Here is a 21918-nt window from a genome sequence, read left to right as displayed (position 1 = left end):
TTGCTCGCGAAGGCGCCCTTTCAGCCAGCGCCAACCTCGCTGGTGTCCTTGATCAAGTGTGCCGCCAACGTACGCAACGGCCCCAGCTGCCGGCAGATCAGCGCCAGTTGTGTCTGCACCAGACGCTGTCCCTCATCGATCTCGTCGGCCATCTGCTCCAGCTCATTGGCCAGTGCTTCCTCTTCATCGCTCTGAATCGCTATCGGCTGCTTGTTCGCCAGGCCTTGGGCGATTTCGTCGATGCTGGCGGCCAGTTTCACCCCGGCGCCGTCGATCAGCTGTTCACGGACTTCCGCCGGCAGCTGGGTCTCGCGGTGCGCGCCCAGCCCGGACAAGTAACTGAGCAGAGTGTGTGAGAGCACCAGGAAGCGGAAACCGACATCCGCTTCCTTACGGAAATGCCCCGGCTCCATCAGCATGTTCGCCAGCGTCGTCGACAGTGCCGCGTCGGCGTTGTGCGCGTTGCGCCGGGCCAGGCGGTAAGCGAGGTCGTCGCTCTTGCCGGCGGCGTATTGCTGCATGATCTGGCGCAGGTAGATGCTGTTGCAGGTCAGGGTGTTGGCCAGCACCTTGTTCAGGCGCCGACCCTGCCAGTCGGGCAGGAACAAGATCACCGTAAGGCCGGCGATCAGGCTGCCGAGCAAGGTATCGAACAGGCGCGGCAGGAACAGCCCATAGCCATCGCCGATCTGGTTGAAGCAGAACAGCACCATGATCGTGATGGCTGCCGTCGCCACGGTGTAACGCGTAGTACGGTTGGTAAAGAACACCACCCCGGCGGCGATGGCGAAGCACGACTGCACCAGCGGGCTGGGAAACAGATCGAACAGCGCCCACGCCACGGTCAGGCCGATGGCGGTGCCGAGAATCCGCTGGCCGAGCTTGCGCCGGGTCGCGCCGTAGTTCGGTTGGCAGACGAACAGCGTGGTGAGGATGATCCAGTAACCTTGCGAGGGGTGAATCAAGTGCACCATGCCGTAGCCGATACTCAACGCCAACGGCAGGCGCAGGGCATGGCGGAACAGCAGGGAGGTCGGTGTCAGTTGGGTGCGCAGGCGAATCCACACGTCCTTGAGGTTGCGCGGCGAGCGGTCGAGCAGGCTGCTGTCGGTGGCGTCCGCCAGGGCATCCGGGTTGCTCGCGTCGCTGAGCAAGCGGTCGAGGGTACCGAGGTTGGCCGCCAGTGCGCGCAGCGAGCGCAGCAGGCCGCGCCACGCCGGGTTGCTCTGGATGCGCAGGTGTTCGAGGGAGGCGTCGAGGTCAGTCAGCGCTTCGGCAAAACTGGCGTCGTAGATGAACGGCTGGCGCATCTGGATCGATTCGGCCAGTGCCCGGCAGGCCTTGCCCTGCTGGCGCAGCAAGCGCTGGCAGCGAAAGAGCACGTCGCTGTGGAAGAACGCATCAGCCAGCGCGTTGTACGGATAGTGTGACGAGCTGGCGCGTTCGTGGATGTCCTGAGCGAGGAAGTACAGCTTCAGATAGCGGCTGACTTTCGAGCCCGGACGCCCGTTGCCGACCCGGTGCAGAATGATTTCCTTGGCGCTGTTCAGCGCCGCTACCACCCGACCGTTCTGCTGCGCCAGCTCCAGCCGCCGCGCTTCGACATCCAGTTGGCGGATCGGCTCGAACAGCGATGCCTTGAGCTTCAGATAGAAACCCAGTTCGCGGAACAACCGGGCCAGACTCTGCTGCACCGGCTGGTTGGAAAACATCGCCTGCCACAACACCGAGAGCAAGCCGTACCACGCGGCGCCGGCCACCAGCAGCATCGGTTCGTGCCAGAAATCGGTGACGGCGCCACCGCGCTGATCAACACCGATCATGGTGTACACCGACAGAATCAACGTCGCCGACGCGATCGCGCCATAGCGCTCGCCGAGCGCACCGAGCATGGTCAGGCCGAAGCTGGCCAATGCCAGGGCGATGGCAAACACGATGGGGTAGGGGAAGAGCAGTTCCACCGACAGCGCGGCGATACTGAAACACACCAGTGTTACCGCCAGTGCGTTGAGACGGCCCTGCCAACTGTCGTCGGTCTCGGCCAGGGCGCTGGCGATAATTCCCAGGAACAACGGGATCAACAGGCCCATTTCATCCTGATACCAACACAGTGCCATGCTGCCGGTCAGGGCGATGAACACCCGCACGCTGTAGCTGAATTTATCCAGCGCCCACAGGCGCCGCAAAGACTGACGAAACGAGGTCGAGGACATGAAGTGCGAAGGCCTTCCGAGGCGATGCCGCTAAATTGAGCCAGTAATGACGCCGACGCAATGGCGCCGATCACATCTGACAGCAAAAAGTGTTCCTTACTGCATCACGCATAACCACTGTGTGAGGGGGCTGGCTCCCGAAAGCGGGGCGTCTTCAACATTGATGTCGACTGACCCAGCGCATTCGCGAGCAAGCCCGCTCCCACCGTTTTGATTTGCGTGGTATCAGACGTACTGCGCGGCGGCGTAACCCGAGGCCCAGGCCCACTGGAAGTTGAAACCGCCGAGGTGACCAGTGACATCGAGCACTTCGCCAACGAAATACAGCCCCGGACTTTTCAGCGACTCCATGGTCTTGGACGACACTTCGCGGGTATCGACGCCACCCAGGGTGACCTCGGCGGTGCGATAGCCTTCGGTGCCGGCCGGGACGACTTTCCAGCTGCCCAGCTTGTCGGCGATCTGCGCCAGTTCGGCGTGGGTGTACTGCTTCATCGGTTTGGAAACGAACCAGCTGTCCGCCAGCAGGTTGGCCATCTTCTTGGTAAAGATTTCGCCGAGCAGGGTTTTCAGCTCGCTGTTCGGGCGTTCGGCCACTTGCTGTTGCAGCCATGTCGCCGTGTCGTGGTCTGGCAGCAGGTTGATCTCCACGGTGTCGCCCGGTTCCCAGAACGACGATATCTGCAAAATCGCCGGGCCGCTGAGGCCACGGTGAGTGAACAGGATGTTTTCGCGGAAGCTCTGCTCGTTGCAGCTGACCAGGCAATCCACCGACGTCCCGGACAGCTCGGTGCACAGTTCCTTGAGTTGATCGGTGATGGTGAACGGCACCAGGCCGGCGCGGGTTGGCAGCAGTTCATGGCCGAACTGCTTGGCCACCTGATAACCGAAACCGGTGGCGCCCAGCGTCGGGATCGACAGCCCGCCGGTGGCGATCACCAGCGACTGGCACTGGAGCTGGCCGAGGGTGGTGTCGAGCAGGTAACCGTTTTCGACCTTCTCGATGGTCTGGATCGAGGTGTCCAGGTGCAGCTCGACGCCGACCTGATCGCACTCCTCGAGCAGCATGCCGAGGATGTCGCTGGATTTGTTATCGCAGAACAGCTGGCCGAGTTTCTTCTCGTGGTACGGCACGCCATGCTTGGCGACCATGCCGATGAAATCCCACTGGGTGTAGCGCGCCAGTGCGGATTTGCAGAAATGCGGGTTATGCGAGAGAAAATTGCCCGGCTCGGTGTACATGTTGGTGAAATTGCAGCGGCCACCGCCGGACATCAGGATTTTCTTGCCGGCCTTGTTCGCATGATCAAGCAGCAACACTTCACGCCCACGCCCGGCGGCGGTCAGTGCACACATCAACCCTGCGGCGCCAGCGCCAATGATCACGACTTCGGTAGAGCGCAAAACGGTGTCCTCTTGGTGGATCGCTACAAAACAAACTGTGGGAGCGGGCTTGCTCGCGAAGACGGTGTGTCAGTTGACACAAAAGTCGCCTGAAACACCGCTTTCGCGAGCAAGCCCGCTCCCACAGGGGATCTCCTTTGAATGGAGGATCAGTTACAAAACACGCACGCGCAACGAACGGCCCTTGATCTTGCCGTTGTTCAAACGCTGCAGCGCCTGCATGACCACGGTGCGTTCAACCGCCACATAGGACTGGAAGTCGAAGATCGCGATCTTGCCCACCTGGGCGCCCGGGATGCCGGCGTCGCCAGTCAGTGCGCCGAGGATATCGCCCGGACGCACCTTGTCTTTACGCCCGCCGGCGATGCACAGCGTGCTCATCGGTGGTTGCAGCGGGGCGCCGCCCTGGGACTTGAGGTTGTCCACCTGATCCCAGTTCAGCGGGGCTTTTTGCAGTTGTTCGATGGCTTGCGCGCGATGGGCTTCGGACGGTGCAACGAGGCTGACCGCGATGCCTTTCTCGCCAGCGCGACCGGTACGGCCAACGCGGTGAATGTGAATTTCCGAATCGCGAGCCAGTTCGACGTTGATCACCATGTCCAGCGCATCGATGTCCAGGCCACGGGCGGCGACGTCGGTGGCGACCAGTACCGAAGTACTGCGGTTGGCGAACATCGCCAGCACCTGATCGCGGTCACGCTGTTCCAGATCGCCGTGCAGGCCGACGGCGGAAATGCCTTTGGAGGTCAGGTGATCGACGGTTTCCTGCACTTGCTGCTTGGTGAAGCAGAACGCCACGGTGGAGGCCGGACGGAAGTGGTGCAGGACCTTGGTCACGGCGCTCATGCGCTCTTCCGGGGAGATCTCGTAGAAGCGCTGTTCGATCTGCGTGTCGTCGTGGAACGCTTCGGCTTTCACCGTTTGCGGGTCACGCATGAATTTCGAGGCCAGTTGCTTGATGCCCACCGGGTAAGTGGCAGAGAACAGCAAGGTCTGACGGCGCGCCGGGGTCTGCTCGATGATGTCTTCGATGGCATCGTAGAAACCCATGTCGAGCATGCGGTCGGCTTCGTCGAGGATCAGCGTGTTCAAGCCGTCGAGCACCAGCGAACCCTTGCGCAGGTGTTGCTGGATGCGCCCGGGAGTGCCGACGATGATGTGTGCGCCGTGCTCCAGCGAAGCGATCTGCGGGCCGAACGACACGCCGCCGCACAGGGTCAGGACCTTGATGTTGTCTTCGGCGCGGGCCAGACGACGGACTTCCTTGGCGACCTGGTCGGCCAGCTCACGGGTCGGACAGATCACCAGCGCCTGGCAACCGAAGTAGCGCGGGTTGATCGGGTTCAGCAGGCCGATGCCGAATGCGGCGGTCTTGCCGCTGCCGGTCTTGGCCTGGGCGATCAGGTCCATCCCCTTGAGGATCACCGGCAAGCTCTGCGCCTGGATCGGCGTCATCTGGGCATAACCGAGGGATTCGAGGTTAGCCAGCATGGCGGCGGACAGCGGCAGAGTATTAAAAGCGGTGGCGATGGTGGTCACGGGACTGGCCTGCAAAACAAAATGTCGCGCAGTGTAGCAGCCCCGTGCCACTTTCCTCGAAAGTTCTGGACGAACAGTGATTAATGTTCGATGTGTTCTTCCGGGCGCTTGGCCCGACGGCCGTCCTCTTTCGACAGTTGCGAGAAGATCGTCGCGGCCAGCATCGCCATGATCCCGACGGTGACGAAGGTCAGCTGGAACGCGCCCAGCACGGTTTCCACCCCATCATTGCCGATCTGCGCCGTGAAGCCGCCGAGCAAGGCACCGGCGCAGGCCACCCCCAGACTTAGCGACAATTGCGCCACCACCGACAGCAGGCTGTTGCCGCTGCTGGCGCTGGCGTCATCGAGGTCGATCAGGGTCACGGTGTTCATTGCGGTGAATTGCAGCGAGTTGATCGCGCCGAGAATCGCCAGCAGGCACAGCAACAGCCAGTACGGGGTCTGCTCGCTGACCAGGCCCATGCTCGCCAGCATGATCCCCAGCGCGAGGGTGTTGCCGGTGAGCACGATGCGATAACCGAGGCGTTCGATGAGCGGACGCGCCATCCACTTGGCAAACATCGCCGCAGCGGCCAGCGGCAGCATGCTCATCCCCGCTTGCGACGGCGAATAACCCAGCGCCACTTGCAGCAACAACGGCACCAGGAACGGCAGAGCGCCGCTGCCCAGACGGGCGAACAGGTTGCCGAGAATGCCGACGGCAAAGGTCCGGGTCTTGAACAGCGACGGGGCGAACAGCGGATTTTCGACGTGCCCGGCGCGCAGCCAGTACGCCGCCAGACAGGCCAGGCCGCCGAACAGCAGCAACATCACCCGCAGGTGCGGCAGGTGCAGTTCGCCAAGGCCTTCCATGGCGATGGTGATCAGGATCATCGCCGCGCCAAACAACAGGAAACCGAGGCTGTCGAAACGCGTGCGTTCAGTGCCGCGCAGGTCGGGAATGAATTTCCACACTGCGTAGCAGCCGAGCACGCCAACCGGCAGGTTGATCAGGAAAATCCAGTGCCACGTCAGGTATTGCACCATCCAGCCGCCCATGGTCGGGCCGATCAACGGACCGAGCAGGCCGGGAATGGTGATGAAACCCATAATCCGCACCAGTTCCGAGCGCGGGTAGGCGCGCAGCACCACCAAGCGTCCGACCGGCAGCATCAGCGCACCGCCCAGGCCTTGAATCACCCGCGCGCCGACCAGCATGGTCAGGCTGCTGGACAAGGCGCAGAGCAGCGAGCCGAAACTGAACAGCAGGATCGCGCCGAAGAAGATCTTCTTGGTGCCGAAGCGGTCGGCGATCCAGCCCGAGGCCGGAATCAGCAGCGCCACGGTGAGCATGTAGGCGATGACTACGCCTTGCATGCGCAACGGGTTTTCGGCCAGATCCCGGGCCATGGCCGGCAGGGCGGTGTTGAGGATGGTCCCGTCGAGGGACTGCATGAAGAAAGCGATGGCGACGACCCACGGCAACCAGCGGGCGGTGATGGCGTCGAGAGGCGGGCGAGTGGGCATGGAACCTCTTGTGTTTGGGGTTAATGCACAGGCTTTTGGTGGGAGCGGGCTTGCTCGCGAATGCGGTGAATCAGTCGATGTTGTTGGTGACTGACACGACGCCTTCGCGAGCAAGCCCGCTCCCACAGTAGATCTCCAGTGTTCTGGAGATCCTGGTCTTACAGGGTCAAGGTCAAACGGCTCACCAGCGCCCCCGGCAACAATGCCGACGAGGTATTGCGCTGGCTGTACGTGCTCGCCGACAACAGCAACTCGCGTTCGGCGGTCAGTGCTTCCAGCTGCGAACCCAGCAGGCTGTAGGCGCTGTCGTCAAAACGCATGGTGCTGACCGGCGCCTGAATCTCGCCGTTCTCGACCCAGAACGTTGCAAACCGGGTCATGCCGGTCAGGCGTGCTGCCGGCTGATCGGAGAAGTTCAGGTACCACAGGTTGCTGATGTACAGCCCGGTGCCCAGCTGCTTGAGAATATCGGCCTGCGACAGACTCCCGGCCGCCATGCTCAGCGCGCTCGGCGATTCGCCACCGCTGGCGCCGTTGGCGGTCAGGCCGTATTCGGCGGCACTGCGTGAGCCGACCAGTTGATCGCCGGCTTTGCCTTCGATGACCAGGCGCAGATCGCTGCGCGGATACCCTTCGCCGGAAAACGCCGGGCTCAGCGAGCCGCTGACTTGCTCATCCAGCGAAACCAGCGGACTGAACGCCTGATCGCCGACATACAGTTTCTGCAGCGGGCTGCTCTTGCTGGCGATCGACTGCGCGGAGAACCCGCCCCAGCTCAGCATGCCCATGATTTCTTCCAGCGCGGCCGGGGCCAGATACGCCCGGTATTGCCCCGGTGCCAGCGTGCGCAGTGGACGACCGAGAAACGCCAGTTGCTCGCGCGCCTGCTGGAAGCGGCGGGCGAAGCCTTCGCTGCTCCATTCGTGGCCGGCATAGCTGGCTTTTACTGCTTCGCCGTTCTCGTGGAACAGGCTGAAGTCGAAGTTGAAGCTGTTGGCCTGATGCCAGCCAAACGCCCCCGAAGAGCTGGCGAATCCACGGCTGATCGGGCCAGCGGCATAGAAGCCGACCAGATCCAGACCTTCAGCGGCGGCGCAGATCTCCTCGACCACCTGTTCGGTGTCCGGCAGCGGATGTTCCTGCACGTTGTTGCTCTGCCAGCCGTTGTGGTTGAGCAGCAGGTACGGATCCTGCGGCAACAGCGGCAAGGTTTCGCGCAGTTGTTGCAGGCCTTCGGCGAGGCGTTGCAGGTCGGCTTCCTGATCACCGGAGAGGGTGATGTGCAGGTCGGCGTGGCGGCCGTCATTGATCAGCTTCAGCCCGACATCGGCCTGTTGCACCTGACCGGCCTGACGCACCTTGGCGTGGTTGAACCGCACGAATGCCGAGGATTCGGCGGCATAGCTGAGGGTGAATTGTTCCGGCTCGCGCACACTGTCGCGCAGCCAATTGACCATGACCTTGAAGGCGTCGGACTGACTCTTCGAAATGCTCATCAGGCGTCTCCCCCAAACACATCAACGTTGCTGAATACGCAGGCCGGCGAAGCGTGGCCGACGCGGATCACCTGGTTCGGCTCGCCCTTGCCGCAGTTTGGCGTGCCCAGCACCATACGGGTGCCGGCATCGCCGACCGCGCGCAGACTCTTCCAGAAGTGCGCGGAAATGCCCCGGTAGTTCGGATTTTTCACCACACCTTTAAGTTCACCGTTCTCGATCAACTGACCCCACTCGCAACCGAACTGGAATTTGTTGCGTGCATCGTCAATCGACCACGAGCGGTTGGTGCTCATCAGAATGCCGTGCTCGATGCCGCTGATCAGTTGCGTCAGCGACTGATCGCCCGGCTCGATGTTGAGGTTGGCCATGCGGTCGATCGGCGGCCGGTTCCAGCCACAGGCGCGACTGTTGGCAACACCGTCGAGACCGGCGCGGAACTGCGACAGCGCGCCGCCCAATGGCCGCAGCAGCAAGCCTTCGCGAATCAGGAACTGCTTGCTGGCTTTTGTACCGTCGTCATCGTGGCCGTAACTCGCCAGCTCTTCGGGAATGTCTGGATCGAAGGTCACGTTGAGCAGCTTCGAGCCGTATTGCAGGCTGCCGAAGTCGCTGGTTTTGACGAAGCTGGTGCCGGCGTAATTACGCTCGTCACCGAGGATGCGGTCGAGCTCCAGCGGGTGCCCGATGGACTCGTGGATCTGCAGCATCATCTGGTCAGGCATCAGCAACAGGTCGCGCGGACCTTGCGGGGTGTTCGGTGCGAGCAGCAGTTGCAGAGCCTGATCGGCCACCTGCGGGCCGGCGCCGACCAGGCCGCAACGGCTGATCACGTCCGCGCCACCCTGCTGGCCGAAGTTCTCGCGGCCGAGGCTGCGGGTCTGGCTGTCGTTGCCGTCGTAGGCAGTGACGTCGAGACCCGGGTAGACGAAGCGCTGGGCCTGGCGCAATTCGGCGCCGGCGCTGCTCAGGTAGATCTGCTCGACGTGAGTGATGCCGATGCTCGCTTCCCAATTCACCAGGCGCTCATCCTTTGGCACCGAGGCGGACTCCGCGCCGAGCAGCTCGAAGCATTCGCTCAGGGACGGGAAGGGTTGCGCAAAATTGGGCGAAAAGTAATCAGCGCGGTCGCTCGACACCGGCTGATCACGCAGGTCGAGCAAGGCGTGTGGCTTGAGTCGCCGGGCCTGCTGTTCGGCGCGTTCAAGGGCGGTTTGCAGGCCTTGCTGCGACAGGTCGTTGGTGGCGGCGTAAGCCTCGACACCGTTGACCCGCACGGTGAGCATCGCGCCTTCGTCACGGCTCAGGCTCGGCGGCTCGGCGACGTTCTTGCGCACCGACAGGTACTGGCCGGACTCGCGTACATACCGCAGGGAAAAAAACTCGGCGCCCGTGCGCAAGGCAGCGAAGCGCTGCTTGAGCTGGGGGTGGAAATCGAACATTCGGGAACCTCCTTGTTATGGAGTTGCGGGGTGAGGCGATTCGGCGGGGAGGGGTGAAACGATTGCGCGAGGACTAGAGTAGGCCTGCGTGGGGGTAGGATCAAGTGAAGAGGGGGTGTAGGAGGATTTACTTGAAGCAGAGGGATTTGTGCTGAATGTGAGGCCCCTTCGCGAGCAGGCTCGCTCCCACAATGGATCTCCAGTGAACACAAAATCTGTGAGCACCCAAAAACCAATGTGGGAGCGAGCCTGCTCGCGAAGGCCGCGCCTCGGTATTACTCAAGGGCCTGCTCGCGAGCAGCCTTGACGCGGTGTTGCTGAATTACTGAGCAACAGGCGTGATATCACGCATTGGCTTGCCCTTCACCGGCGCACCGCCAGCGACGTAATAGGCAGCGTTGCTACGCGGCAGTGGCTTGCGGCCACGGATCTTGTCGGCGATTTTCTCGGCGATCATGATCGTTGGCGCGTTGAGGTTGCCGGTGGTGATGATCGGCATGATAGAGGCATCGACCACACGCAGGCTTTGCATGCCGTGCACGCGGCCTTCGCCATCCACTACCGCCATGTCGTCGGTGCCCATCTTGCACGAGCAGGACGGGTGGAACGCGGTTTCGGCGTGCTCGCGGATGAACTTGTCCAGCTGTTCATCGGTTTGCACTTCGATGCCCGGGCTGATTTCGCGGCCACGGAAGGCGTCCAGTGCCGGCTGTTGCATGATTTCGCGAGTCAGGCGGATGCCGTCACGGAATTCCTGCCAGTCCTGCTCGGTGGCCATGTAGTTGAACAGGATGCTCGGGTGCTGGCGCGGGTCTTTCGACTTGGCCTGGATGCGACCACGGCTTGGCGAACGCATGGAACCCATGTGCGCCTGGAAACCGTGCTCTTTCACACCGTTGCTGCCGTTGTAGTTAATCGCGACCGGCAGGAAGTGGTACTGGATGTTCGGCCATTCGAACTCTTCACGCGTACGGATGAAACCGCCGGCTTCGAACTGGTTGCTGGCGCCGATGCCGGTGCCGTTGAACAGCCACTCGGCACCGATGGCCGGCTGGTTGTACCAGAGCAGCGACGGGTACAGCGAAACGGGCTGGGTGCACGCGTATTGCAGGTACAGCTCAAGGTGGTCCTGCAGGTTTTCACCAACGCCTGGCAGGTCGTGAACCACCGGGATGTCGAGGCTTTCCAGCAGTTTCGCCGGGCCTACGCCGGAGCGTTGCAGAATTTGCGGCGAAGCGATGGCGCCGGAGCACAGCAGCACTTCTTTGCGCGCTTTGACTTCAACGCGCTCTTCCGCCGAGCCGACCAGGTAACGCACGCCGACGGCACGCTTGCCTTCGAACAAAATCTTGTCGGTCAGGGCGTGAGTGACGATGGTCAGGGTCGAACGCTTCTTGGCGGTGTCGAGGTAGCCACGGGCGGTGGAAGCACGACGGCCTTTGGGCGTCACGGTGCGGTCCATCGGGCCGAAACCTTCCTGCTGGTAGCCGTTCAAGTCTTCGGTACGCGGGTAACCGGCCTGCACGCCGGCTTCAACCATGGCGTGGAACAGCGGGTTGTTGCCAGCCTTCGGCGTGGTCACGCTGACCGGACCGTCGCCACCGTGGTAGTCGTTCGGGCCGATGTCGCGGGTTTCCGCTTTGCGGAAGTACGGCAGGCAGTCGAGGTACGACCAGTCTTCCAGACCTGGCAGTTTTGCCCAGCCGTCGTAGTCCATCGCGTTGCCGCGGATGTAGCACATGCCGTTGATCAGCGAGGAACCGCCGAGGCCTTTGCCGCGACCGCATTCCATCCGGCGACCGTCCATGTGCGGCTCCGGATCGGTTTCGTACGCCCAGTTGTAGCGACGACCCTGCAGCGGGAACGCCAATGCGGCCGGCATTTGTGTGCGGAAGTCGAAGCGGTAGTCCGGGCCGCCTGCTTCGAGCAGCAGAACGGTGACGCCTTCATCTTCAGTCAGACGGGTCGCCAGGGTGTTACCGGCCGAGCCGGCACCGATGATGATGTAATCGAATTCTTGGGACATTGAATGCACCCTCTTTAGATGTGGTCAGGTCAGGCCTGCCGAGTGCTTTGCACTCGATTCGCGAGCAGGCTCGCTCCCACAGGAGACATTATTTCAATGTGGGAGCGGGCTTGCTCGCGAAGGCGGCCTCGCGAGCAATACAAAACCCGGGTCTTAGAACACCGAGACGTAATCGCCCAGCTCGACCTGTACCGATTTGATGCGGGTGAAGTTGTTCAGCGAGCTGATGCCGTTCTCACGGCCCACGCCCGACTGTTTGTAACCGCCCACCGGCATTTTTGCGTCGGACTCGCCCCAGGCGTTGATCCAGCAGATACCGGCTTCCAGTTGATGAATCACGCGGTGCGCGCGGTTCAGGTCTTTGGTGACGATACCGGCGGCCAGGCCGAAGTCGGTGTCGTTGGCACGACGGATCACTTCTTCTTCGGTCTCGTAGGAGAGGATCGCCATGACCGGGCCAAAGATTTCTTCACGGACGATAGTCATGTCGTCGGTGCAGTCGGTGAACACGGTCGGAGCCACAAATGCGCCTTTGGCGAATTCGCCGTCGGTCAGACGCTCGCCGCCGCACAGCACGCGAGCACCTTCTTCTTTACCCTTGGCGATGTAACCCAGCACGCTTTCCATGTGCGGGAAGCTGACCAGCGGGCCGAAGTTGGTGTTTTCGTCTTCCGGGTTGCCGATGCGGATGCGCGCTACGCGCTCGACGATCTTGGCTTCGAAAGCGGCTTTCAGGTGGCTCGGTACGAACACGCGAGTACCGTTGGTGCAGACCTGACCGGAGCTGTAGAAGTTGGCCATCATCGCGGTGTCGGCGGCGCGATCCAGATCGGCGTCGTCGCAGATGATCAGCGGGGACTTGCCGCCCAGTTCCATGGTCACGTCTTTGAGCGACGAGGCCGAAGCGCTGGCCATGACCTTCTTGCCGGTGTCGGTGCCGCCGGTGAAGGAGATTTTTTCGATGCGCGGGTGCTCGGTCAGCCAAGTGCCGACTTCACGGCCGCTGCCGGTCAGCACGTTGAACACGCCGTTTGGCACGCCGGCTTCGGTGTAGATCTCGGCCAGTTTCAGGGTGGTCAGCGAGGTGACTTCGCTTGGCTTGAAGATCATCGCGTTACCGGCGGCCAGGGCTGGCGCGGATTTCCACAGCGCGATCTGGATCGGGTAGTTCCATGCGCCGATACCGGCAACCACGCCCAGCGGCTCGCGACGGGTGTAGACGAAAGCGGTATCACGCAGCGGGATCTGCTCGCCTTCGATCGCTGGCACCAGGCCTGCGTAGTATTCCAGCACGTCGGCGCCGGTAACGATGTCGACGTATTTGGTTTCGGAGAAGGCTTTACCGGTGTCCAGGGTTTCCAGAGCAGCCAGTTCATCGTTGCGCTCGCGCAGGATATCGACGGCGCGACGCAGGATGCGCGAACGCTCCATGGCGGTCATCGCAGCCCAGATTTTCTGGCCTTTTTCAGCGCTGACCACAGCACGCTCGACGTCTTCCTTGGTCGCACGTTGCACTTGGGCGAGGACTTCACCGTTCGCCGGGTTGATGGCTTCGAAGGTGGCATCGCTGCCAGCGTCGGAGTACGCGCCATCGATGTAAAGTTTTTGCAGTTCGAAACGGGCCATAGTGTCCTCGCAAGTGCATTAGTGGTTGGCGTTGACCACCGCGGTGGTGCTGCGGTGGCGGTTCAGGGGCCGAGCGTTTTCTGTGTGCTCTAGCTCACCTGCTTGGCCAATTGGAAATCCATGTATTCGTAAGCGATCTGTTGCGCCTGCGCGGTGTCGAAAGCGTCTCCCGACAGCGCGCCGCGCAACCACAAGCCGTCAATCAACGCTGCCAGTCCACGCGCTGCGCTGCGCGCATCTTCGAGCGGCAACACACGGCGGAACTCGCAGCACAGGTTGGAATACAGACGGTGATCGTTGATCCGCTGCAACCTGTGCAAAGACGGCTGGTGCATGCTGGTGGCCCAGAAGGCCAGCCAGGTTTTCATTGCCGGGCCATTGACCTGGCTGGCGTCGAAGTTGCCTTCGATGATCACCTGCAGATGCGCCCGTGGGCTGCTGTCTGCCAGCGCCTGACGGCGCGCGGTGACGTTCTCGCTGAGGACGTTCATCAGATACCGCATCGTGGCGGCAATCAGGCCGTTCTTGTCCTGAAAGTAATGACTGATGATGCCATTCGAGACACCGGCCAAACGGGCGATCAGCGCAATGCTGGCGTCCCCCATACCGACCTGATCGACCGCTTGCAGCGTGGCTTCGATCAATTGTTGGCGGCGGATGGGTTGCATACCGACCTTGGGCATCTTGCACATCTCCTTAGGCCTTCCGGCAGACGAAAAACGGCTGTCGGATTGAGGGCCAGTCTATTTTGTTTTGATTGAACGTTCAATCAACAAAGAATAAGATCTGCGACAAATCGTCGCTGCTTACAGATATTTCCTACATGTAAATGGCGATAAACCGACATCCGAAAATGCTTGAAACCTGCGTGGGGCATGGCGCGGTTCGCGGTTCGATGGACGTGTTGAATGGGCAAGACGCTCAGGGCCAGGTTTCGGATGAACGTCCGGACCTCGGCCACGAATGCGATTCGTAGCGCCATTTCGGCAGGTTCGGGCTTTTTTCGGGGTGTCTTTATATCACCCGCCGGTCGGCTGCCAACTAACCGATTGGTCGGGTTCCGTGTTGCCTTGTGTTCTTCTCTCGCACTGCCTGGAGCATTTGTGCCATGAGTTCTGCCTCGCTTATAAAGACCCCGCCCGAGAAGGTGACGGTCAACGGTTGGGTGTTTTACACCTCTACCGCGCTGATTCTGTTGTTGACCGCCATTCTGATTATCGCCCCGCAAGAGGCCGGCAGACTGTTGGGTATCGCTCAGGCCTGGTTGTCGCGCAGCTTCGGCTGGTACTACATGGTGGTGATTGCCGCCTACCTGGTATTTGTCGTCGGCCTGGCGTTTTCCTCGTACGGCAAACTCAAACTGGGCAGCAAGGATGACACCCCGGATTTCAGTTACGGTGCCTGGGCGGGGATGCTGTTCTCGTCGGGTATCGGTATTTCGCTGCTGTACTTCGGTGCCTCCGAGCCACTGGACCACTACTTCAATCCGCCGGAAGGCGCATCGGCCACCAACATGGCCGCGCGTCAGGCGGTGCAGCTGACATTCCTGCACTGGGGCCTGCACGGCTGGGCGATCTACGCGCTGGTCGGCCTGGCTGTTGCGTACTTTGCCTATCGTCACAACCAACCGCTGGCACTGCGTTCGGCGCTGTATCCGCTGGTTGGCGAGCGTTGGGTCAAAGGCGCTGCCGGTCACGCAGTGGACGGCTTCGGCATGTTCGTGACCCTGCTGGGTCTGGTGACCAACCTGGGGATCGGCTCGCTGCAAGTGTCCTCGGGCCTGGAAAACCTGTTCGGCATGGAACACAGCAACACCAACCTGCTGATCGTGATCATCGTGATGAGCACTGTAGCGACCATCGCTGCGGTGTCCGGTGTGGAAAACGGCATCCGTCGTCTGTCCAACCTGAACATCGTACTCTTCAGCGGTCTGTTGATTTTCGTGCTGCTGTTCGGTCCGACCCTGCACCTGCTCAACGGCTTCGTGCAGAACATCGGCGACTACCTCAATGGCGTGGTACTGAAGACATTCGATCTGTACGTCTATGAAGGCGACAGCGCCAAGTCGGATCGCTGGCTGGGCCTGTGGACTCTGTTCTACTGGGCGTGGTGGATTTCCTGGGCACCATTCGTAGGCATGTTCATCGCGCGTATTTCCCGTGGTCGTACCGTGCGTGAACTGGTCGCTGGCGTGCTGCTGATTCCGCTGGGCTTCACGTTGGCCTGGCTGTCGATCTTCGGTAACTCGGCACTGGATCTGGTGATGAACCAGGGGGCGGTGGAGCTTGGCAAGACGGCGCTGGAACAGCCGTCGATGGCGATTTATCAATTGCTTGAACACTACCCGGCGTCGAAAGTCGTCATCGGTGTGTCGATCTTTGTTGGCTTCGTGCTGTTCCTGACCCCGGCCGACTCCGGCGCGGTGATGATGGCGAATCTGTCCTGCAAGGGCGGCAACGTTGACGAAGATGCGCCGCACTGGCTGCGGATCTTCTGGTCGGTGGTGATCACGCTGGTGACCATCGGTCTGCTGTTTGCCGGTAACTTCGAAGCCATGCAAACCATGGTGGTGCTGGCCGGTCTGCCGTTCTCGGTGGTGTTGGTGTTCTTCATGTTCGGCCTGCACAAGGCGATGCGCCAGGACGTGCAGATCGAACAGGAGCAGGCGCAACTGGCTGAACGCGGTCGTCGTGGCTTCAGTGAGCGCCTGACTCAGCTGGATCTGCAACCGAGCCAATCGGTGGTGCAGCGTTTCATGGACAAGCAAGTCAGCCCGGCGCTGGAAGATGCGACGGCGCAGATGCGTGCGCAGGGTCTGGAAGTGCAAACGTTGCTGGGTAAATCCAAACGCTGCATGGGCGTGCGCGTCGAGATGGAAGAGGGCAACCCTTTCGTCTACGAAGTCAGCCTGGACGGCTACCTGGCGACCCCGACCGAATCGGCCCAGTCCGATGAAGCGCGTCAGCGTTACTACCGCGCCGAGGTGTACCTGCACAACGGCAGCCAGGATTACGACCTGATGGGCTTCACGCAGGATCAGATCACTCGCGATGTGCTCGATCAGTTTGAAAGCCATCGGCAGCTCCTTGGCCGGGTTTACAGCTGAGTTGTAGGTGGTGCGGTGTTTCTGTCTGAAGCACCGCGCCGCCTTCTTCGCGAGCAAGCCCGCTCCCACAGTTGAAATGCATTCCAAGGTGGGAGCGGGCTTGCTCGCGAAGGGGGCCTCAGCCGCAAAGCTGCTTGCCCCGATATCCCGATAAACAAAAACGCCGCGATCCTCTCGCGGCGTTTTTGTATCTGGGGTTCTTACCCCAGGTTCTTGCCCAGCAACGCGTGATACAGCTCGCTGTCGCCCAAGATCCCCACCACATGATTGTTGTCGTGCAGCACCAGTTTGTTGCCGGTCTGGTAGCGAATCTGCAACGCGTCACGCATGCCGATGTTCGAGTCCACCAGAGTCGGTTTACGCTCCAGCCCTTCCACCGCTTGCCCCGGTGCCCAGTTCTGCAGGTTCAGCACCGAACCGTTCTGCCGTGCACCCTTGATGGTGTTGCCTTCAGCCAGGTCCAGCCACGAGTCGCCACCCGGATCCAGACACACCGAACCGTTGATGCGTTTGCAGTTGTCCAGTGTGCGCATCAGGCTGCGGCCGCAGAGTACGTTGAGCGGGTTGGTGTGGGCGACGAAGGTGCGCACATAGTCGTCCGCCGGGTTCAGCACGATCTCTTCCGGCACGCTGTACTGGATGATCCGGCCGTCCTTCATGATCGCGATGCGGCTACCCAATTTGAGCGCCTCGTCGAGGTCGTGACTGACGAACACGATGGTCTTGCTCAGCTTGCGTTGCAGCTCCAGCAGTTCGTCCTGCAGGCCCTGGCGGATCAGCGGGTCGAGGGCCGAGAACGGTTCGTCCATCAACAGAATGTCGGCGTCCATCGCCAGCGCCCGGGCCAGGCCCACACGCTGCTGCATGCCGCCGGAGAGTTCATCGGGCTTCTTGTTGCGCCATTGGGTCAGGCCGACCAGTTCGAGCTTGTCGTCGACCAGCTTGCGGCGTTCTTTCTCAGGGCGGCCCTGCATTTCCAGACCGAAACTGATGTTTTCGCGCACCGTCAGCCACGGCATCAGGGCGAACTTCTGAAACACCATGGCGATGCGTTTGGTGCGCATCATCTTCAGTTCGGCCGGGGTGCAGGAGGCGATGTCGATCTGCTTGCCTTCATGCTCGACGAACAGCTTGCCGCGACTCACGGTGTTGAGGCCGTTGATGCAGCGCAGCAGGCTCGACTTGCCGGAGCCGGACAGGCCCATCAGCACGCAGATCTCGCCTTTGTTGATATCCAGGCTGGCCTTTTCCACGCCGACGATCTGCCCGGTCTTTTTCAGGATCTCGTTGCGGGTCATGCCCTGATCCAGCAGCTTGAGTGCCTCGCGTGGATCCTTGGAGAAGATTACGTCGACGTCTTCGAAGCGAATTATGCTCATGCGTCACCCCCTACTTTGGCGTCGGGTTGTTTGCAGATACGGTCGAGCATGATCGCCAGCAGTACGATCGCCAGGCCCGCTTCGAAGCCCAGGGCGATATCAGCAGTGTTCAGTGCGTTGACCACCGGTTTGCCGAGTCCGTCGGCGCCCACCAGTGCCGCGATCACCACCATCGACAGCGACAGCATGATGCACTGGGTGATGCCGGCAGCGATGCTCGGCATGGCGTGAGGCAGTTCGATCCGTGAGAGCAATTGGCGACGCGAGCAGCCGAAGGCCTTGCCGGCGTCCATCAGTTCTTGCGGGACATCGCGGATGCCCAGGTAGGTCAGGCGGATCGGCGCAGCGATGGCGAACACCACCGTGGAGATCAGGCCCGGCACCACACCCAGCCCGAAGAGGGTCAGGGTAGGAATGAGGTAAACGAAGGTCGGTACGGTCTGCATCAGATCGAGTACCGGACGCATTAAAGTGTAGAACATCGGCTTGTGCGCGGCGACGATGCCCAACGGCACGCCGATGACCACGCAGACCAGGGTCGCGAACATGACCTGGGCGAGGGTTTCCATGGTTTCCTGCCAGTACCCCAGGTTGAGGATCAGCAGAAACGAGGCAATCACAAAAACAGTCAGCCCCCATTTGCGCTGGATGAAATGCGCGAGCAGGGCAATGAGGCCGATCAAGACGAAAGGGTTGAACCAGGTGAGCGCAAACGTCACGCCGTGGATCATCGTTTCCAGTGTCACGGCGATTGCGTCGAAGGTGCTGGCGCCGTGTTGCGTCAACCATTCAACGAAGCCCGCGATGTACTGGCCTAAAGGGATTTTCTGATCAATCAGCATGGTAGTGAACGTCCGCATGCAAGGAATAAACAGCCCGGGCGAGCGAACTCGCCCGGCGTAAGGCAATTACTGTGCGAGCTTGGCTTTCACGGCCTCCAGGCCAGGTTTACCGTCAATGGTGGTCACGCCAGCGAGCCAGGTATCCAGCACCTGTGGATTCTTTTTCAGCCAGGCCTTGGCCGCCGCTTCAGGCTTCATCTTGTCGTCCAGGATGTTGCCCATCAGGGTGCTTTCCATGTCGACGGTGAACTCCAGGTTCTTCAGCAACTGACCGACGTTGCTGCATTCGGCGACGTAACCCTTGCGAGTGTTGGTCGCCACGGTCGCAGCACCGAAATCGGGGCCGAAGAAGTCATCGCCGCCGGTCAGGTATTGAATCTTGAAGCGCTTGTTCATCGGGTGCGGCGCCCAGCCGAGGAAGACCACGGCGGTGTCGCGTTTCTGCGCACGGTCGACCTGCGAGAGCATCCCCGCCTCGGACGATTCGACGACTTTGAAGCCGGCGGTTTTCAGACCGAAGGCGTCCTTGTCGATCATGCTCTGGATCAGACGGTTGCCGTCGTTGCCAGGCTCGATGCCGTAGATCTTGCCGTCGAGCTCTTTCTTGAATTTGGCGATGTCGGCGAAGTCATGCAGCCCCTTGTCGTACAGGGCTTGCGGTACGGCGAGGGTGTACTTGGCACCCTTGAGGTTGGTGCGCACCACTTCGACGGTGCCGGCATCGCGGTAAGCCTTGATGTCGTTTTCCATGGTCGGCATCCAGTTACCGAGGAACACGTCCATGTTCTTGCCGTCGGCCAGCGACTTGTAGGTCACGGGCACGGAAATCATGGTGGTCTTGGTCTTGTAGCCGAGGGCGTCGAGTACCACCGAGGTGGTGGCGGTGGTAGCAGTGATGTCGGTCCAGCCGACATCGGAGAAGTTCACGGTACTGCACTGAGCGGGTTCTGCAGCTTGAGCCAGTAACGGCAGACTCAGCATGGCGGCCAACAACAACGACGGGGAACCTTTCATGGATGGACTCCTTGGTGTTTTTTTTGGCAGTGTTCCGACTGGACCACCGCACTTATAGGTTGCGGTTGGATGGCGTTCTGGAGACAGCTCTACCACGGCGCCTTGCAATCGAGTCATAACGATCATGTACCAGTGAAAATCTGACGCCTACAGGGTGCGTCGTATCCAGTACAGGGATGGTCGTATCTAGTGTCAGTGACGTCGTTTACAGCTTTTTTCTGCCCCGATCGGCCATCTGGACTGCATAAAAACGGCGAAAAACCGGGGCGAAAACGGCGCGGCGCTGGTGGGCATGAGTGCGTCGGTGTCAGACGCCGGGCGACCTGACAAAAGCCTGATGATGCGGGCATTCCGGCGGATCGCAGCTTGAGCGTAGCAGCTCCGCCAGCGGGCGCTTAAAGCCCGGGAACGGCATCCTCAGGAGCTCTGCAGCAATGGCTATCAGCGTTTTCGACCTGTTCAAAATCGGCATCGGCCCGTCCAGTTCCCACACCGTCGGCCCGATGCGCGCCGCCGCTCTGTTTGTCGAATCGCTGCGCGACAGGCACCTGCTCGAACAGGTGCGTCGCATAGAAGTGCAATTGTTCGGCTCGCTGTCGGCTACCGGTATCGGTCACGGCAGCGACAATGCGGTGATCATGGGCCTGATGGGCGAGTGGCCGGACGCAATCGACCCGTCGCAGATCGGCCCGCGGATTCAGGCCTTGCGTGAAACCCACACCCTGCTGTTGGACGGCCGCCTGTCTGTGCCGTTTGTCTGGGCGCGCGACATGCGCCTGATCGACGAAAACCTGCCGTTCCATCCCAACGCCATGACCCTGATTGCCGAAGGCGATCACGGCGACATTCATCACGACACCTACTATTCGGTCGGTGGCGGTTTTGTGGTGGATCAGGCGCAGGCGTCCAGTGGCGTGGTCGATCTCGATCGCACCGAATTGCCTTATGACTTTTCCAGTGCGGTGGAACTGCTGGAGCTGTGTAAACGGAACAACCTGCGCGTCGCCGAATTGATGATGGCCAATGAAAAGGTCTGGCGCAGTGAAGAGGAAATCCGTGCCGGGCTGATGAAGCTGTGGCGGGCGATGCAGGATTGCGTCGAGCAGGGCCTCAAGCACGAAGGCATCCTTCCCGGCGGCCTGAACGTGCGCCGGCGTGCGGCCAGGTTGCATCGCAGTCTGCAGGAGTTGAACAAACCCAACGTGATCGGCTCGACCCTCAGTGCGATGGAGTGGGTCAACCTGTTTGCCCTCGCGGTGAATGAAGAGAACGCGGCGGGCGGGCGCATGGTCACGGCACCGACCAACGGTGCGGCAGGGATCATCCCGGCGGTGTTGCACTACTTCATGAAGTTCAGCGAAGCGGTCACCGACGCCAACGTGGTCGACTACTTTCTGGGCGCGGCAGCGGTGGGCATTCTGTGCAAGAAGAATGCTTCGATCTCCGGTGCTGAAGTGGGCTGCCAGGGTGAGGTCGGTTCGGCCTGCGCGATGGCGGCCGCAGGGTTGGCGGAGATTCTCGGCGCGTCGCCGGAGCAACTGTGCAACGCGGCGGAAATCGGCCTGGAACATAACCTCGGCCTGACCTGCGATCCGGTCGGCGGCCTGGTGCAGGTGCCGTGCATCGAGCGCAACGCGATTGCCGCGGTGAAGGCGATCAACGCGGCGCAGATGGCCTTGCGTGGCGATGGTCAGCACTTCATTTCGCTGGACCGGGTGATCCGCACCATGCGCGATACCGGTGCCGATATGCACGACAAATATAAAGAGACTTCGCGCGGTGGCTTGGCGGTCAGTGCGGTTGAGTGTTGAAACCGAGTCGTCTCCATCGCGAGCAGGCTCACTCCTACATTTGGAATGCGTTCCCCTGTAGGAGTGAGCCTGCTCGCGATAGCGCAAGACCAGTCAAAACTGCTCACCAAGTGAACACGGTAATCAAATCACGCCACCTTTTAGCGCGTCGCAATCAGGTAAGAGTCTTTCCCACCCGCAGTGCGCCATTCTCACCACCTACCGTCCGTCACCCGTGCCTGCGGTGACACTCTGAAACAACCGTGCGCAAGCCCGTTCCCACAAGTGCTACCGATCTGCTCACAGGCAACGGGGCAGGGCTTTCAGCGCCGCTGATGGCACTTCTGACTACCTTTCGTCGGACGGCTCGTATAGACGCGTCGCGACGTCGTTTTCAGGAGTTATTGAACAGCCATTCAATTTTAGGCATGGCAATTGCTCTGTCATAACAAAGCCCGTCTCCCACGCGAGAACGCGGCAATAACAAGAGCCTCCGCCTGAGGCCATCACCCGCTTTGTGTGAGGAGATACCG

14 protein-coding genes are annotated in these 21918 nt (G+C 61.1%); 2 read left to right on the top strand and 12 right to left on the bottom strand.

Annotation, left to right across the window (positions count from 1 at the left end; translation table 11 throughout):
- Positions 1–20: 20 nt before the first annotated feature.
- From yccS to betI, 9 genes are all read right to left on the bottom strand, one after another.
- Complete coding sequence (gene yccS / locus AC1UK9_RS26205; protein ID WP_473013801.1) at positions 21–2213, bottom strand: YccS family putative transporter; 2193 nt, start codon at positions 2211–2213, stop codon at positions 21–23.
- 225 nt (positions 2214–2438) lie between these two features.
- The gene (locus AC1UK9_RS26200) at positions 2439–3617 is read right to left on the bottom strand and encodes a BaiN/RdsA family NAD(P)/FAD-dependent oxidoreductase (RefSeq protein ID WP_025108523.1); all 1179 of its coding nucleotides are present in this window, start codon (positions 3615–3617) and stop codon (positions 2439–2441) included.
- Positions 3618–3770: 153 nt separating this feature from the next.
- The gene (gene dbpA, locus AC1UK9_RS26195; RefSeq protein ID WP_025108524.1) at positions 3771–5156 is read right to left on the bottom strand and encodes an ATP-dependent RNA helicase DbpA; all 1386 of its coding nucleotides are present in this window, start codon (positions 5154–5156) and stop codon (positions 3771–3773) included.
- A gap of 80 nt (positions 5157–5236) precedes the next feature.
- Positions 5237–6664 carry a multidrug transporter subunit MdtD gene (mdtD, locus tag AC1UK9_RS26190; protein ID WP_482578762.1) on the bottom strand — a complete coding sequence of 476 codons (1428 nt, stop codon included), beginning with the start codon at positions 6662–6664 and terminating at the stop codon, positions 5237–5239.
- A gap of 158 nt (positions 6665–6822) precedes the next feature.
- A complete protein-coding gene (locus AC1UK9_RS26185; protein ID WP_482578761.1) occupies positions 6823–8160 on the bottom strand; it encodes a TldD/PmbA family protein in 1338 nt (445 codons plus the stop codon).
- Entirely contained in the window at positions 8160–9602 is a 1443-nt protein-coding gene (locus AC1UK9_RS26180) for a TldD/PmbA family protein (protein WP_025108527.1), read from the bottom strand. The genes AC1UK9_RS26185 and AC1UK9_RS26180 overlap by 1 nt, the downstream gene beginning before the upstream one ends.
- A 322-nt stretch (positions 9603–9924) precedes the next feature.
- Entirely contained in the window at positions 9925–11628 is a 1704-nt protein-coding gene (gene betA, locus AC1UK9_RS26175) for a choline dehydrogenase (RefSeq protein ID WP_482578760.1), read from the bottom strand.
- Between the two features lie 153 nt (positions 11629–11781).
- Positions 11782–13254: a betaine-aldehyde dehydrogenase gene (gene betB, locus AC1UK9_RS26170; RefSeq protein ID WP_025108529.1), complete on the bottom strand. Its 1473-nt coding sequence runs from the start codon at positions 13252–13254 to the stop codon at positions 11782–11784.
- Between the two features lie 89 nt (positions 13255–13343).
- On the bottom strand, positions 13344–13937 hold the full coding sequence (gene betI / locus AC1UK9_RS26165; protein ID WP_025108530.1) for a transcriptional regulator BetI: 594 nt from the start codon (positions 13935–13937) through the stop codon (positions 13344–13346).
- Between the two features lie 482 nt (positions 13938–14419).
- Here betI and AC1UK9_RS26160 point away from each other — a divergent pair, with 482 nt between their 5' ends.
- Positions 14420–16360 (top strand): BCCT family transporter, encoded by a 1941-nt coding sequence (locus AC1UK9_RS26160; protein WP_482580527.1) that lies wholly within the window; start codon positions 14420–14422, stop codon positions 16358–16360.
- Between the two features lie 200 nt (positions 16361–16560).
- Here AC1UK9_RS26160 and choV read toward each other — a convergent pair whose 3' ends face one another.
- The 3 genes from choV to AC1UK9_RS26145 all read right to left on the bottom strand — a co-directional run bounded on the left by choV (position 16561) and on the right by AC1UK9_RS26145 (position 19595).
- A complete protein-coding gene (choV, locus tag AC1UK9_RS26155; protein ID WP_025108532.1) occupies positions 16561–17739 on the bottom strand; it encodes a choline ABC transporter ATP-binding protein in 1179 nt (392 codons plus the stop codon).
- Entirely contained in the window at positions 17736–18581 is an 846-nt protein-coding gene (gene choW, locus AC1UK9_RS26150) for a choline ABC transporter permease subunit (RefSeq protein WP_007962645.1), read from the bottom strand. Before choW ends, choV begins: the two co-directional genes overlap by 4 nt.
- A gap of 66 nt (positions 18582–18647) precedes the next feature.
- A complete protein-coding gene (locus AC1UK9_RS26145; protein ID WP_025108533.1) occupies positions 18648–19595 on the bottom strand; it encodes a choline ABC transporter substrate-binding protein in 948 nt (315 codons plus the stop codon).
- A gap of 434 nt (positions 19596–20029) precedes the next feature.
- Between AC1UK9_RS26145 and AC1UK9_RS26140 the strand changes: the two genes are divergently transcribed.
- Entirely contained in the window at positions 20030–21406 is a 1377-nt protein-coding gene (locus tag AC1UK9_RS26140; RefSeq protein WP_482578759.1) for an L-serine ammonia-lyase, read from the top strand.
- Positions 21407–21918: the final 512 nt, after the last annotated feature.

The sequence above is a fragment of the Pseudomonas sp. AK-TSAG1-1 genome, from assembly GCF_056821665.1.
This window is presented reverse-complemented; position numbering and strand designations above follow the sequence as displayed.

Coding starts and splice junctions, on each gene's coding strand:
- yccS (WP_473013801.1), bottom strand. CDS start 2,213: ATGTCCTCGACCTCGTTTCGTCAGTCTTTGCGGCGCCTGTGGGCGCTG.
- mdtD (WP_482578762.1), bottom strand. CDS start 6,664: ATGCCCACTCGCCCGCCTCTCGACGCCATCACCGCCCGCTGGTTGCCG.
- AC1UK9_RS26185 (WP_482578761.1), bottom strand. CDS start 8,160: ATGAGCATTTCGAAGAGTCAGTCCGACGCCTTCAAGGTCATGGTCAAT.
- AC1UK9_RS26180 (WP_025108527.1), bottom strand. CDS start 9,602: ATGTTCGATTTCCACCCCCAGCTCAAGCAGCGCTTCGCTGCCTTGCGC.
- betA (WP_482578760.1), bottom strand. CDS start 11,628: ATGTCCCAAGAATTCGATTACATCATCATCGGTGCCGGCTCGGCCGGT.
- betB (WP_025108529.1), bottom strand. CDS start 13,254: ATGGCCCGTTTCGAACTGCAAAAACTTTACATCGATGGCGCGTACTCC.
- betI (WP_025108530.1), bottom strand. CDS start 13,937: ATGCCCAAGGTCGGTATGCAACCCATCCGCCGCCAACAATTGATCGAA.
- choV (WP_025108532.1), bottom strand. CDS start 17,739: ATGAGCATAATTCGCTTCGAAGACGTCGACGTAATCTTCTCCAAGGAT.
- choW (WP_007962645.1), bottom strand. CDS start 18,581: ATGCTGATTGATCAGAAAATCCCTTTAGGCCAGTACATCGCGGGCTTC.
- AC1UK9_RS26145 (WP_025108533.1), bottom strand. CDS start 19,595: ATGAAAGGTTCCCCGTCGTTGTTGTTGGCCGCCATGCTGAGTCTGCCG.
- AC1UK9_RS26140 (WP_482578759.1), top strand. CDS start 20,030: ATGGCTATCAGCGTTTTCGACCTGTTCAAAATCGGCATCGGCCCGTCC.